The 13,976-nt window shown below is 41.3% G+C and carries 11 protein-coding genes; 10 read left to right on the top strand and 1 reads right to left on the bottom strand.

What is annotated here, in order from left to right; all coding sequences use genetic code 11:
- Positions 1-103 precede the first annotated feature (103 nt).
- The 4 genes from fdhF to IRB79_RS19180 all read left to right on the top strand — a co-directional run bounded on the left by fdhF (position 104) and on the right by IRB79_RS19180 (position 5,090).
- Entirely contained in the window at positions 104-3,070 is a 2,967-nt protein-coding gene (fdhF, locus tag IRB79_RS19195; protein ID WP_243504124.1) for a formate dehydrogenase subunit alpha, read from the top strand.
- The gene (locus IRB79_RS19190) at positions 3,063-3,629 is read left to right on the top strand and encodes a helical membrane plugin domain-containing protein (RefSeq protein WP_243504123.1); all 567 of its coding nucleotides are present in this window, start codon (positions 3,063-3,065) and stop codon (positions 3,627-3,629) included. Before fdhF ends, IRB79_RS19190 begins: the two co-directional genes overlap by 8 nt.
- 223 nt (positions 3,630-3,852) lie before the next feature.
- Positions 3,853-4,749, top strand: coding sequence for an HD domain-containing phosphohydrolase (locus IRB79_RS19185; RefSeq protein ID WP_243504122.1), 897 nt, complete (start codon positions 3,853-3,855; stop codon positions 4,747-4,749).
- 17 nt (positions 4,750-4,766) lie between these two features.
- Complete coding sequence (locus IRB79_RS19180) at positions 4,767-5,090, top strand: 8-amino-7-oxononanoate synthase (RefSeq protein WP_243504121.1); 324 nt, start codon at positions 4,767-4,769, stop codon at positions 5,088-5,090.
- A 136-nt stretch (positions 5,091-5,226) separates the two neighbouring features.
- On the opposite strand, the gene fdhD is transcribed toward IRB79_RS19180, so the two are convergent.
- A complete protein-coding gene (gene fdhD, locus IRB79_RS19175; RefSeq protein WP_243504120.1) occupies positions 5,227-6,024 on the bottom strand; it encodes a formate dehydrogenase accessory sulfurtransferase FdhD in 798 nt (265 codons plus the stop codon).
- 180 nt (positions 6,025-6,204) lie between these two features.
- Here fdhD and IRB79_RS19170 point away from each other — a divergent pair, with 180 nt between their 5' ends.
- The 6 genes from IRB79_RS19170 (at position 6,205) to IRB79_RS19145 (ending at position 13,865) form a co-directional block, all read left to right on the top strand.
- Entirely contained in the window at positions 6,205-6,564 is a 360-nt protein-coding gene (locus IRB79_RS19170; protein ID WP_009333537.1) for a Na-translocating system protein MpsC family protein, read from the top strand.
- A 358-nt stretch (positions 6,565-6,922) separates the two neighbouring features.
- Positions 6,923-8,212, top strand: coding sequence for a C40 family peptidase (locus tag IRB79_RS19165; RefSeq protein WP_431833392.1), 1,290 nt, complete (start codon positions 6,923-6,925; stop codon positions 8,210-8,212).
- A 760-nt stretch (positions 8,213-8,972) separates the two neighbouring features.
- Positions 8,973-9,665 (top strand): FadR/GntR family transcriptional regulator, encoded by a 693-nt coding sequence (locus IRB79_RS19160; protein ID WP_243504118.1) that lies wholly within the window; start codon positions 8,973-8,975, stop codon positions 9,663-9,665.
- 61 nt (positions 9,666-9,726) lie between these two features.
- Positions 9,727-11,049, top strand: coding sequence for an FAD-binding oxidoreductase (locus IRB79_RS19155; protein WP_431833448.1), 1,323 nt, complete (start codon positions 9,727-9,729; stop codon positions 11,047-11,049).
- Positions 11,050-12,408 (top strand): (Fe-S)-binding protein, encoded by a 1,359-nt coding sequence (locus IRB79_RS19150; protein WP_243504115.1) that lies wholly within the window; start codon positions 11,050-11,052, stop codon positions 12,406-12,408. It abuts the gene before it with no gap.
- Complete coding sequence (locus tag IRB79_RS19145) at positions 12,405-13,865, top strand: FAD-linked oxidase C-terminal domain-containing protein (RefSeq protein ID WP_243504110.1); 1,461 nt, start codon at positions 12,405-12,407, stop codon at positions 13,863-13,865. Before IRB79_RS19150 ends, IRB79_RS19145 begins: the two co-directional genes overlap by 4 nt.
- Positions 13,866-13,976: the final 111 nt, after the last annotated feature.

The following is a 13,976-nucleotide window of genomic DNA, read 5'->3' as shown; positions in this document are numbered from 1 at the left end:
TTTTTATTAGAATGCCTGGAGTTATCTGCCAATATCATTAACTAAACGTTTAACTTTTACTTACAAGGGTACTGAAAACCAAAGAAACTGATTCATTGAAAGGATGATTGATTTGCCAGCATCTCTCAATATAAAGATAAATGGTATAGAAATGAAGGCAAAGCAGGATCAAACCGTTTTGCAATTATTAAATGATAGTTCGATTGAAATTCCCCAGGTTTGCTTCCATCCTAGCCTGGGTGCAATTGAAACCTGTGATGCCTGTATTGTTTCTGTTAATGGAGAACTCGTGCGTTCGTGCTCCACAAAAATTAAAGATGGAGACGCAATCGATACTGTGGATCCTGATGTAAAACAGGCGCAGACCATTGCCATGGATAAGATTCTCTTTAATCATGAACTGTATTGTACGGTTTGTGATTATAACAATGGGGGATGTGAAATACATAATACGGTTAAGGCGATGAAAATCAATCACCAAAGCATTCCGTTTGATCAGAAGCCTTATGAAAAGGATGAATCTCATCCATTTTACAGGTACGATCCGGACCAGTGCATTCTTTGCGGAAGATGTGTGGAAGCCTGTCAGGACGTCCAGGTTACTGAAACCCTTACCATTGATTGGGAGAGGAAGAGACCAAGGGTTATCTGGGATAACGATGTGCCCATTAACGAGTCTTCCTGCGTATCCTGCGGACACTGCTCCACTGTTTGCCCATGTAATGCCATGATGGAAAAGGGAATGGAGGGGGAAGCCGGATTTCTGACTGGCATTGCCAAAAACACCCTTCGTCCAATGATTGATATCACTAAAAATGTTGAAACAGGATATGGATCCATCCTGACTATATCCGATATGGAAGCAGCTATGCGAGAAGAGAAAATTAAAAAGACCAAAACAGTCTGCACATATTGCGGTGTCGGCTGCAGCTTTGACGTATGGACAAAGGGTCGCGAAATACTGAAGGTGGAGCCTCAGGCAGAAGCACCTGCCAACGGAATTTCTACATGTGTAAAAGGGAAATTTGGCTGGGATTTCGTGAATAGCGATGAACGATTAACGAAGCCGCTAATCAGGGAAGGCGATTCATTCCGTGAAGCAGAATGGGACGAAGCATTGGACCTGATTACACAGAAATTCTCGGAAATTAAAGAACAGCATGGCCCAGATGCATTGAGCTTTATTACATCATCTAAATGCACCAATGAGGAATCGTATTTAATGCAGAAACTTGGCAGGGCAGTCATAGGGACAAACAATATCGATAACTGTTCAAGATATTGCCAGACCCCTGCAACTGTAGGCTTATTCCGAACTGTGGGATATGGAGGGGATGCTGGTTCAATCGAAGATATTAAAAACTCCGAATTAGTGCTTATTATCGGTTCCAATACATCTGAATCCCATCCGGTTCTTTCGACTAGGGTGAAACGATCCCAGAAACTCAATGGCCAAAAAGTAATTGTGGCTGACTTAAGGGAACATGAAATGGCAGAGCGTTCTGATTTGTTTGTGCGTCCTCGTGCAGGTACGGATATGGTCTGGCTTTCTGCCATTACCAAATACATTATCGACCAGGGATGGGCGGACGAGAAGTTTCTGCAGGAAAAAGTAAATGGTCTTGAAGAATTTGTTTCAAACCTGGAGAAATATACACTGGAATTTGCAGAAGAAACGACCGGGATATCCAAAGACAATTTAATCAAAATGGCAGAAATGATTCATGAAGCCAATAGTGTTTCTGCATTATGGGCAATGGGTGTCACACAGCATCTTGGAGGCAGTGATACAAGTACAGCCATTTCAAATCTGCTTCTTGTAACAGGCAATTACGCCAAGCCTGGTGCAGGTGCGTATCCTTTAAGGGGCCATAACAATGTCCAGGGGGCAGGTGATTTTGGAAGCAGCCCCGATAATTTGCCTGGGTATCAAAAGGTTTCAGACCCTGATGTGAGAAAGAAGTTTGAAAATGCATGGGGAGTAAAGCTTCCGGTAAAAGCCGGACTGAATAATCACGAGATGGTAGAAGGGATTCATGAAGGTCAGCTGAAAGCGATGTATCTGAAGGGTGAAGATATGGGACTTGTGGATTCAAATATCAATTATGTGCAGGCTGCTTTTGAGAAGCTTGATTTCTTTGTGGTGCAGGACATTTTCCTTTCCCGTACAGCTGAGTTTGCAGATGTGGTGCTTCCTGCAAGTCCAAGTTTGGAAAAGGAAGGAACATTTACGAACACAGAGAGGAGAATTCAGCGTCTTTACCAGGCTTTCGAGCCGCTTGGGGATTCGAAGCCGGATTGGGAGATTATCATTGAAGTTGCCAACCGTTTGGGAGCGGGCTGGACATATACACACCCAAGCGAAATAATGGCCGAAGCAGCTAGACTTATGCCGTTATACGCAGGTGTTACTTATGATAGATTGGAAGGATACAATAGTCTGCAATGGCCGGTGGCTGAGGATGGAACGGACAGTCCTCTCCTCTATACGGAGGGATTTCCTTTCCCGGATGGCAAGGCAAGACTTTTTCCAGTAGATTGGACTCCTGCTCTTGAATACCCAATGGAATATGATATTCATGTCAATAATGGGCGTCTTCTGGAACACTTCCATGAAGGCAATATGACCTACAAGTCAAAAGGAATCAGCTCGAAAACACCGGAGGTTTTCCTGGAGGTATCACCTGAATTAGCCGAAGAACGAGGGTTGAAGGACGGCACGCTTGTCCGCCTGACTTCACCGTACGGCAATGTTAAAGTTAAATGCCATATAACGGATAGGGTTAAAGGAAAGGAAGTTTACCTTCCAATGAATGATAGAGGCGAGGCTGCCATAAATTTATTAACAAGCAGTTATGCCGACAAGGATACTGATACTCCCGCATACAAGGAGACAAAGGTTAAGCTTGAGATTCTGAGTGAAGAAGGGATCAATCCGCTTCCAAGGATCAATCACCGCTATGGCAATCCGCAGCCGCAGATTGGTGTGAACGTGCAAAAGAAATGGGCAAGAAAAGATTATATTTTCCCGGGAGAAATGGTGAAAAAGGAGCGGAAGCAGCATGGCTAAAGCGATTAATAACATCAAGCGTTTTGAATTAAGCCCAGAGGATAAACGCAAAAAGGACCTGGAGGAAGTGGAAAATGCCCTGATAGATAATAAGGATTCCATTCTTGAGCTTCTGACAGCAGTAGGCCATATGCATGATCGGGGAGTTCTCTCATTATTGAATGGACTATTTGGACAGGGAGATAAAGTATTGAATGTACTTGTTAAAGCTTTGGATAAACCGGAAGCTACAAACACAATTAAAAACCTGCTGCTGATGGTTGGAACCCTCGGTACCATTAATGTCCGGCAGCTTGAGCCCTTGCTGTTAAAGTTAAATTCCGGTGTTGCAAGAGTTGCGGAATATAAAGAAACGGATGAAAAAACAAGCTATTTTGACCTTGTTAAGGCATTGAAAGATCCAGAAGTCAATCGGGCAGTTACGCTTCTGATTACCTTCCTAAAAGGAATGGGAGAAGACACAAGTGACATGGAAAGGAACACCCAGCTTCCAGAAGACCAGAAAATGCACAAAATGGAGAAAAACGAAAGAGATGTCCCTCCCAACAAAAGAGAATGACAGAAAGCCAGTGACCGCCATTTCAGGTCACTGGTTTTTTAATGGAATTGATAAAATTAGGCAAATAGCCTTAAATATTGTCAATATTCTCTTTAATATCAATTTTATAGCAAAATTTTTGTGGAAAAATGGAAAATCATGTACTAGAATGGCAATATAGGAAATTTAATTGTCAAACCCAATACATACATCATTTGAGAAGTATTAGAAAGAGGGTAATAAAGTGGGCATTATAAATGAAGATAGTTTCATTGAAACAGTCCACATGAAAGGGTTGCAAATCTCCTTGATTGCTTCAGGAGATGGGACAGAAGTAATTTATCATAAGCTTGATCCTGGTACAATGTGGGGGATTGAACCCCAAGAAGGATGGCAAGCATTAGAATATTTATGTGTACTTTCAGGGGAATTAATTCTTAGAAATGGAAATGAAACCAAGAAAATAAAAACAGGGAGTTCTTTTTTTAGGGCACCAGTAGAAGAACATTATGTTTTTGAAGCAGCAGCTACCACTGAATTTCTTTATGTAACTTCAAGACCAGTTTTTTTTCATTATAGTAAGGTAACAAAGGAAATGATGGAGTTATCAATTTCAATTGAAGAAAAAGATGGATATACCAGAGATCACTGTCAAAGAATTAATAAGCTTTCTATGCTGGTTGGAAAAACACTAGAGTTAGATTCTAAGCAACTAGTAAACTTGAATTTAGCTTCTTTTCTACATGATGTTGGGAAGTTGCGCATACCTCTGGAAATATTGCAAAAGCCCAGTAAACTCACTCCAAAGGAATGGGAGACAATGAAGAAACATTCTGCTTTCGGAAGAGAAATACTAGAGGAAACTGGACTGCCACTCTTGATAGATGCAGGAAAGGTAGTCGAGCAGCACCATGAAAGATTTGATGGAAAAGGTTATCCTCAGGGATTGAAAGGCAGCGAGATTTCTATTGAAGCTTCGATCATTTCGATTATTGATTCTTATGATGCTATTACGACGGATAGAGTATACAAAAAGGGCAGGAGTAAGGAAGAAGCTAAAAAAGAATTATTGAATTACCGTGGAACCATGTATCATCCTGAAATTCTGGATGTTTTCCTGGAGCTTATAGATCAAATTTAAATTTATGGGGGAAAAAAATGAAAAAGATTGGGTTTATTTTAATGGCAGTATTCTTAACTGCCGCTTTAGGAATTAAAACTGCAGAGGCTGCATATTTACCGGAGTATGATAAATATGTCGAAGTTTCCTATGAAGATGCAAGGAAAATTGCTGATTTGCTGGGATTGAAAGATGTCCCATTAGGAGAGGAAACAGCAAGGTTATCATTTGAAATGCAAGAAAAATTAATCGCAAAAATTGAAGTGATTCTAAAAACTGAGATTGATCATTATTATATATGGTTAACAGTTGATGGACAGCCTGTATTAGGAATTGATCCTCCGGTTCCATTGTATAATTAAATTGATTACAGTGTGAAAAGCCGATCAGAACTTGATTGGCTTTTTTTATTGTCTGAAAAAATTAATTTAAAATTGAAACCAAGGTGCATACAAACACCTTGGTTTCTAGCTAGTAATAAATATGTTCCTCTTTTTATTAATTTTTCTTCCCTGAAACGATCCTTTCCGGATGAGAATAAACATTAAAAGACTGACCGCGAATAAAGCCAACAGCTGTGATATTGAGATCTTCTGCCAGCTTTATGGCCAGATCAGTCGGAGCTGATTTTGATAGAATGATGCCTACACCGATTTTGGCGGCTTTTAGCAGAACTTCAGAAGAGATTCGGCCGCTGAATGCAATGACTTTATCCCTTACAGGAATCCTGTTCTCAATACAGTACCCAAGGATTTTGTCCAGAGCATTATGACGGCCAATGTCTGTTCTGCTGACAATCATTTCATCTGCAGAAAATAAGGCGGCATTATGTACTCCACCGGTTTCTTGGAAAGTCAGACTGCCATCCTGAAGCTGTTTCATAAATGAAATGCACTGGTTTGGAGACAAAGTCAGCTTAGATGTAGAAGTTCTGGCTGTCCTGGCATCATTATGAAAGTAAAATTGCCTGCTCTTTCCACAGCATGAACCAATAAACCGCTTGGAATGGAACTCATGGCTTGCTGTAGAAGTTTGGGTATGTAACTCCACATATGCAAATCCTTTGCTTTCATCTATTTGAATATCCTTGATTTCTTCAAATCTCCTGATAAAGCCTTCAGAAGCCAAAAAGCCGATTGTTAATTCCCGAATATTCTCTGGGCTGCAGACCATTGTTGCGAACTCTTCTCCATTTAGATGAATCGTGAGAGGATGTTCGGAAACAATAGAATCTTCTGCTTCCTGCAGAACTCCATTCTGAAATCTGATAATTTTTCTGCTGCTTAGAATATCCATAATTCTTCCTCCTAGAACCTTTTGACTAACAAAATATTAGCATATAATTTCAGTTAAACAAGAAATTTAGACTTATAGTTTGACAATAATTGTATTAATTGATTAACTTATTAAAGTGAAACCTGCATTGGACATGTATAATTGGGATTATACATGAAAATAGGTTAATGAGGGTTGATTATGAACAAGTATGAAGCAGAATTCAGTAATTTAGTGCGCTCTTTCCGAAAAAAACATATGGGCAAAGGACCTAGTAAAGTTAGGACAACTTTCTGCAAACATTGGGCTATATGTGAAATGGAAGGTAATTTATCTCCTGTGGAAAAATTCATAGCAAGTGCAGACGAGGGGAAACAAATGCTTCGGGCTGCCAGAACAGAAATGGTCAAGGAAATGTATAAAAAAAACCGGCCGGCAGAAATGGAAGAATTTTTGCAGGCAAGACTAATAGACCTGTTTGTGGATATTGATATCGAACGTGATTTTGGAATGTCGGTATTCGTGTTCGATCAGGATATTCAAAGCAAGTTTATGGATTAAAAAGTATTATTCTATTCATTAAAGACTGAAATCTGGAAGATATCATCCGGATTCCAGTCTTTTTTTTATTTTTCTGGAATGCAGCACACAACTGTCGTTGGATATCTTCTCTCAGTAAAATAGGGAATTATGTCATATAAGGATGGCGAAAAAAGGGGTTTAATGTCACGTTTGAAATATTTTTGTAATATTTCTATAACAAGTCTGTCAAATAAGGATGGTATAATCCTCCATGGAAAGACAAATTTACTAGAGGTTTTTATTGTAATCGCTTAAAAAAATATACATAGATAAATAGTTTGATATTCTTACGGCCGATTAAATGACCGAGTACATATTAGAAAGCAGGGTAATGACTTTGAGAAAAAGGCTCCTCGTTTTAAATACAACTATTATCCTTGGGCTTGGAAGTGCTTTTTCAATCCCAGGTGTAAATGCTGAATCAATCAATAAGCTCGAAAATCAAAAAAGCCAAATTCAGCAGCAGCGTTCCAGCTTGCAGGCCACACTGGCTGAAGCGGATAAGGAATTGGTAACTGTACTTAAAGAAATCGCTGAGTTAAATACTAAAATTAGTAAAGTTGAAAAGGCGATTGAAGACAATAATAAATTAATAGCAGAAACGCAAACTAATATTGCCAGCACTAAATCCGAAGTAGATCAATTGAAGGCAGAAATGGCTATCATTGAGGAAAGAATCGAAAAGAGAAGTGCTATTCTAAAACAGCGTGCACAATCTTTTCAGGAAAGCGGCGGAACAGTGGCATATTTAGATGTTCTTCTTGGTGCTTCCAGTTTCAGTGACTTTGTTGACCGTGTCGGAGCAGTAACCACATTTGTTCAGGCAGACAAACAATTACTGGAAGAACAGGAACAGGATAAAAAAGCATTTGAAGAAAAGAAGGCTGCAGTGGAAGAAGAGTTAGCGGGATTGACCAGCATGATGACCGAATTAAAAGGCATGCAGTCCATCATGGAGGAGCAAAAACAGCAAAATAGCTCATTAATTCAGCAGTTAAAAGAAAAAGAAAATTCTATTGCTGATAAGAAGGCAAAGCTGCAAAGTGAAGATGTTAAATATGCTTCTATGATTGCTCAAATCGAACAAAGCATTGCGGCGCAAACAGCACCGGCACCAGAAGCACAGTCAGTGTCTCCTGCTTCTGCAGGTTCAGCTTCTGCCAAAAAGCAAACTCCTGCTGCCCAAAAAGCAAAAGGGTCAGCAAGCTCTGCTCCAAAGCCAACTGTAAATAGCAGCAGTGCAATCGGCATTGTTACAACTGCGGGTAATAAATATATCGGTAATTCTGTTTATGTTTTTGGCGGCGGCAGAAATGCTTATGATATCGCCAATGGAAGATTCGATTGCTCAGGCTTTGTACACTGGGCATTCTCCCAGGCTGGAATCAGTGTAGGAGCCAGCACGGATTCTCTTAAATTTGCTGGGCGCCAGGTTTCAGCAAGCGAGATGAGAGCGGGAGATCTTGTTTTCTTTGATACTTATAAAAGGGACGGCCATGTAGGCATTTACCTCGGCGGCGGCAAATTCATCGGTTCACAAAGCTCAACGGGTGTTGCGGTTGCAAACATGTCCAGCGGCTATTGGAAAACTAAGTTTAATGGCCGAGTTGTACGCATTATAGAATAGAAAAATTGACCTGACTTTCATGTGAAAACGTGGAAGTCAGTTTTTTTGCTGTTTTCACTTAGATTGTTGTTTTAGCTTGTAAATGTGAAAGTCGATTTTCACCTTCAGGTTCTTGCTTTCAGCGAAGATGGAGATTGTATTAACTTCTTTATCAGACCTAAGTTTCGGACTTGTTTTCTCAAATATCTTCTGCACCTGTCCGAATGAGCAATGTATTCGGACTCAATTTCACGGATATCCTCTACACCTGTCCGAATGAGCATCGTATTCGGACTCAATTTCACGGATATCCTCTACATCTGTCCGAATGAGCAATGTATTCGGACTCAATTTCACGGATATCCTCTACACCTGTCCGAATGAGCATCGTATTCGGACTCAATTTCACGGATATCCTCTACATCTGTCCGAATGAGCAATGTATTCGGACTCAATTTCACGGATATCCTCTACACCTGTCCGAATGAGCATCGTATTCGGACTCAATTTCACGGATATCCTCTACATCTGTCCGAATGAGCAATGTATTCGGACTCAATTTCACGGATATCCTCTACATATGTCCGAATGAGCATCGTATTCGGACTCAACCTCCCGGATTTCTTCTGCACCTGTCCGAATGAACCCTATGTTCAAACCCCAATAAGAATTTTTAATAAATTCTAAATATTTTATTGATTATTACAATTTGCCGTGATTTAATAGGAAGTATCATATAACATATCAGATATGTGACGTCTGCAAGGAAGGAGGCAAGAGAATGAATGTAAAAAAGATTTCAACGCGAAAAATTTCTGAAATTGCTGCAGAGCAAATTGAAGATATGATTGCCAAAGGATCCTTTAAACCAGGAGAAAAGCTGCCATCAGTGAGAGAGTTATGCGAACTGTTTGGTGTCGGCCGATCCGCTGTCAGGGATGCTCTAACCTCATTGCAGGGAAAAGGAATAGTGCATGTGAAACAGGGAGAAGGCACTTATATATCCCGATTTGATTCATCAAAGCTTTTTAAAAGTCCTCATTTGCATCCTGGCATTAAAGACATCCACGAGTTATTCCAGGCAAGAAAAATGGTTGAAACGGGTCTCGCTGAAATGGCAGCCGCAAATCGGTCGGAAGCGGATTTGGCGAAGATGAATAAGCTGATTTCCGATGCAGCCATCCATGGATGGGAGGAGGATTATCAGTTTCATATGGCGATTGCCCATGCAGCAGGCAATGATATACTTATCCAATTTGTGCAATTTATATCTGAAACATTGAAAAAATCCATGATCGATTTCCATCAATATCTTCAAACACGAGATGATATCGCAAAAAAGATTGAAGAGCAGCATCTGGGTATCTATTTGTCTATTAAAAATAAGCAGCCCGATCAGGCGCATAAGAATATGATTGAACATTTAGAGCTGGTTGAGAAATTTTTGCAAATGAGTATCCTGCAGGAACGTTAAAGTTTTTTTGAAATTTATTAGAAACGTTGTTTGCTATTACGAAACAAGCGGGGTGGATATGTTGATTGCAGCAGAATCGATAAGTGTTTTAAAAACTTATTTTAGAGAAGACCAGATAAGTAAAAATGAAGTTTCAAGCCCATTTGGCAACTCAGGAGAAATGATTTTATTACCGGAAACAGAAGAAGAGATTGCAGCGGCACTTAAGCATGCAGATTTGAATGGTCTAACCATCAACATTATGGGCGGTGGCACAAAACGTGGATTCGGAGGTTTAAATGAAAAAGCGGATCTTCTTGTATCGCTTGAAAAATATACAGGGATTGTGGAACACACACCTGGTGATATGACAGTAACAGTAAGATCCGGAACTCGCTTTAAAGACCTTCAGGAATATCTGGCAAAACATAATCAAAAAATATCTCTCGATCCTTTTTGGCCACAAAATGCCACAATAGGCGGAGTCATTGCAGCAAATGAAAGCGGACCCAAAAGATTGGGCTACGGTTCAGCCCGTGATGCAGTCATTGGATTAAGGACTGTTTATCCGGATGGAAAGGTAATACGCTCCGGCGGCAGAGTTGTAAAAAATGTTGCCGGCTATGACATGAATAAATTGTTTATAGGATCGATGGGCACACTTGGTGTAATTTCTGAAATTACCTTAAAGCTTCGCCCAATTCCTAAATGTGAGAGTTTGGTTCTCGTTTCGTTCCCAACAGGAGATCTTGAGGAAATAAAGGCGTTTGCAGTTAAGGTTTTGGATTCTATGATTGAACCGGTTTCGCTTGAGCTGCTAAATCCGGCACTTTCAGATAAGCTTGCCGGAATAAATTCCTTCACCGTTGCCATGAGTTTTGAAGATGTGGAGAGTTCAGTACGTTATCAGGAAGTTTTTGTGGGAAATATGCTGCCGAAAGATGCGAAATTGAGTATAAGCTCTAAGGAAAAAGCGGATTTGTTTTGGAACCGCTTTTATAGGCACATCCCTAATGGGGCAGATGAGGAATTGCCAATCCAAACTGAAGCCTCCCTTAAAATTGGAACAGTTAATCTCGACGCGGTAAAAGTATTAAAGGAAACTGAACTGCTCCAGGATAAATTCAATGTGAAAATCGAATCACATGGAGGTCTGGGCCATGGATTGAGTCAAGTGACCATTAGAGGAGCAGAGCCAGATGTCGCCAATGCCGCTGTACATGTAAGGCAGACCGCTGAAAAAGATGGAGGATACGCGATTGCAAAACACCTGCCATTTGAACTTCGGAAAAAAGTGGATGTATGGGGAAATAAACCTTCTTATTTCTTTTTGCTCCAGGGGATTAAAACAAAGGTCGACCCAAATAAAACATTAAGCCCAAACAGATTCATAGGAGGGATTTAAATGAGTGTCCGGGAACTCGATTTAAAGCAGGAACCGCCATGTACGTCGGGATTGGGAAACTATTTATGGAGCGATCCGCCAGATGAAAAGAAATGGGCTGACTGTGTCCATTGCGGCATGTGTCTGGAATCATGCCCGACATATGAACAGACAGGTCAGGAACAGCATTCTCCACGGGGGCGTGTACACCTAATCAAATCTGTGGCTGAAGGGAAGCTTCAAGTAAATGAGCAATTCATGGACCCAGTATTTCAATGTCTGGATTGCCGCGCCTGTACAACTGCATGCCCAGCTGATGTCGATGTTGGCGGTTTGATTGAGGAAGCACGGGGCCAGATTCGGCAGGCGATGCCATTGACTGGTGTAAAAGGAGCCATCAGCAAGTTTTTTCTTCATGACCTTTTCCCGCACCAGAATCGCTTAAATACGCTCGGCGGCCTTCTGAAATTCTACCAAAAAAGCGGCGTGCAAAAAGCAATCCGGAAAACCAAATTAATCTATATCATGCCGCAGCACCTTGTCGATATGGAATCCATCATGCCTGAAGTGAAAGAGCCTGTAAAAAAGAAATATAAAGATGTAAAAGTAATAAAAGCAAAAGGGGAGACAAAGCAGGAAGTTGCGATGCTGACTGGCTGTGTAATGGATGTCATGTTCAGTGATATTAATGAATCCACCATAAATGTACTGACCCGAAATGGAAATGATGTTGTCATACCCCAGAGCCAAACATGCTGCGGAGCCTTGCATGTTCACGCGGGAGACCGTGATATGGGCAGGAAGCTGGCGAAACAGAATATGGAAGCATTTAAAGACTTTGATAAAGTGATTGTTAATGCTGCCGGGTGCGGGTGCATGATGAAGGAATACGCAGAATTATTTAAGGAAGACCCGGAAATGCATGCAAAAGCAGAAGAGTTCTCTGAAAAGGTAGAGGATATTTCAAAATTTCTTCATGATACAGGCTATGAAAAGCCAAAGGCTGAAATGAACACTAGAATTACTTACCATGATGCCTGCCATTTAGCGCATGGACAGGGAATCCGCCAGCAGCCGCGCGATATTCTCCTTGATATTCCTGGTGTAGACATGGTGCACATGCCAAATTCAGACCGCTGCTGCGGGAGTGCAGGAATATACAATATTACCAATCCGGAAATGGCCAATGCGGTCCTTGAAAGCAAAATGGAAAATGTTCCAGATGATGTGGAAATGATCTCAATGGGAAATCCCGGCTGTATGCTGCAAATGGCAATGGGAGTGCAAAAATATGGCAGAAATCAGAAAATTGTCCATACTGTCCAGCTTCTTGACTGGGCTTATCAGAAGGAAGACCGTGTGAAGGAGGGAAAAGAGTGAGAGCGAAAGATCGGGTTAAATCACAGGATAAACACATTTTAAATTTGGCTGAAATTGTGGGGGGGGCCCGTTCCATTCTTTATCAGAAAGAAGACCTTGTTGCTTATGACTGTGACGGCTTTACGATCCATAAGCACCTTCCTAAGGCAGTCGTTTTTCCAAAGGATACACAGGAAGTGGCGGAGATTGTTAAATACTGCTCAGAAAACAATCTCCCCTTCCTGGCCAGGGGAGCAGGAACAGGGCTGAGCGGAGGAGCCATACCTCTTAATGGGGAAATAATTATCAGTATGGTTAGGATGAAAAAGCTTATTAGCGTTGATCTGGAAAATCGCCGAGCCGTTGTGGAGCCTGGATTTGTAAATCTGAAACTCACAAATTCAATATCCGATAAAGGCTATTATTACGCACCAGATCCATCCAGCCAATACTGCTGTACTATTGGAGGCAATGTTGCAGAAAATGCTGGCGGTGCACATTGTCTGAAATACGGAGTTACTACAAACCATATTCTTGGACTTGAAGTGGTCATGCCTAATGGCGAAATAGTGGAAATTGGCAAAAACGGTATTCCCGATGCTCCCGGATATGATTTGCTGGGTCTGATTACAGGTTCTGAAGGGACCCTTGGCATTGTGACAAAAATAACTGTGAGGGTACTGAAAAATCCTGAAGGAAAGCAGACTGTGCTTGCCTACTTTGATCGGGTTGATGATGGAAGCCAGGCAGTATCAGATATAATATCTGCGGGTATTGTACCAGCAGCTCTTGAAATGATGGATAAGACAGCTATTGAAGGGGTGGAAGCTGCTGCTTTTCCTGTAGGCCATCCAAAAGATATAGAAGCAGTTCTTTTAATTGAAGTGGATGGAATTGCTGCGGGAATTGAGGAACAGATCGACCAAATCCTTGAGGTGTGCAGAAAGAGGAATGTCCGTGAAGTCCGGGCGGCCGGAAGTGAAGAGGAAAGAGCAAGATGGTGGGCGAACCGTAAGACAGGCTTTGGTGCCATGGGAGCGATTTCTCCTGATTATCTGGTTCAGGATGGGGTCATCCCTCGAAGCAAGCTGCCTGAAGTTTTAAGCAGAATTAACCAGATTAGCAGTGAATCGGGATTAAGGATTGCCAATATTTTTCATGCAGGAGACGGAAACCTCCATCCTCTAGTTCTTTTTGACGCAAGGAAACCAGGAGAATCAGAGAAAGCACTTAAAGCTGGAAGCCAGTGCCTAAAAGTCTGCGCCGATGTTGGAGGGACCATAACTGGAGAACATGGTGTAGGCATTGAAAAGCGGGAAGAAATGCGATTTGTTTTCACAGAAGAAGAAATTGCGGCCCAGACAGAAATCCGGGAAGTCTTTAATCCTCATAATCTGCTGAATGCTGGAAAGCTGTTCCCATCGCCGAGCAGATGTGCTGAAATCAAAAAAGAGATGAAGGCCCAGGCAATTTCATAAGAATTGTTCAGCCTTCATTAGAAGAAGGCTGGGCATTTACCGAATGTTGAAAACATAAATCAAGCCTTATCAATTAGAGAAGAATAAAGTTGTGTGAAAATTATTGAAAAT

It is taken from the genome of Cytobacillus oceanisediminis (genome assembly GCF_022811925.1).
Taxonomy (GTDB): domain Bacteria; phylum Bacillota; class Bacilli; order Bacillales; family Cytobacillaceae; genus Cytobacillus; species Cytobacillus oceanisediminis_D.
Note: the sequence above shows the minus strand (reverse complement) of the source record. Positions and strands in the feature narration are given on the sequence as shown.

Coding starts and splice junctions, on each gene's coding strand:
- fdhF (WP_243504124.1), top strand. CDS start 104: ATGATTGATTTGCCAGCATCTCTCAATATAAAGATAAATGGTATAGAA.
- IRB79_RS19190 (WP_243504123.1), top strand. CDS start 3,063: ATGGCTAAAGCGATTAATAACATCAAGCGTTTTGAATTAAGCCCAGAG.
- IRB79_RS19180 (WP_243504121.1), top strand. CDS start 4,767: ATGAAAAAGATTGGGTTTATTTTAATGGCAGTATTCTTAACTGCCGCT.
- fdhD (WP_243504120.1), bottom strand. CDS start 6,024: ATGGATATTCTAAGCAGCAGAAAAATTATCAGATTTCAGAATGGAGTT.
- IRB79_RS19170 (WP_009333537.1), top strand. CDS start 6,205: ATGAACAAGTATGAAGCAGAATTCAGTAATTTAGTGCGCTCTTTCCGA.
- IRB79_RS19160 (WP_243504118.1), top strand. CDS start 8,973: ATGAATGTAAAAAAGATTTCAACGCGAAAAATTTCTGAAATTGCTGCA.
- IRB79_RS19150 (WP_243504115.1), top strand. CDS start 11,050: ATGAGTGTCCGGGAACTCGATTTAAAGCAGGAACCGCCATGTACGTCG.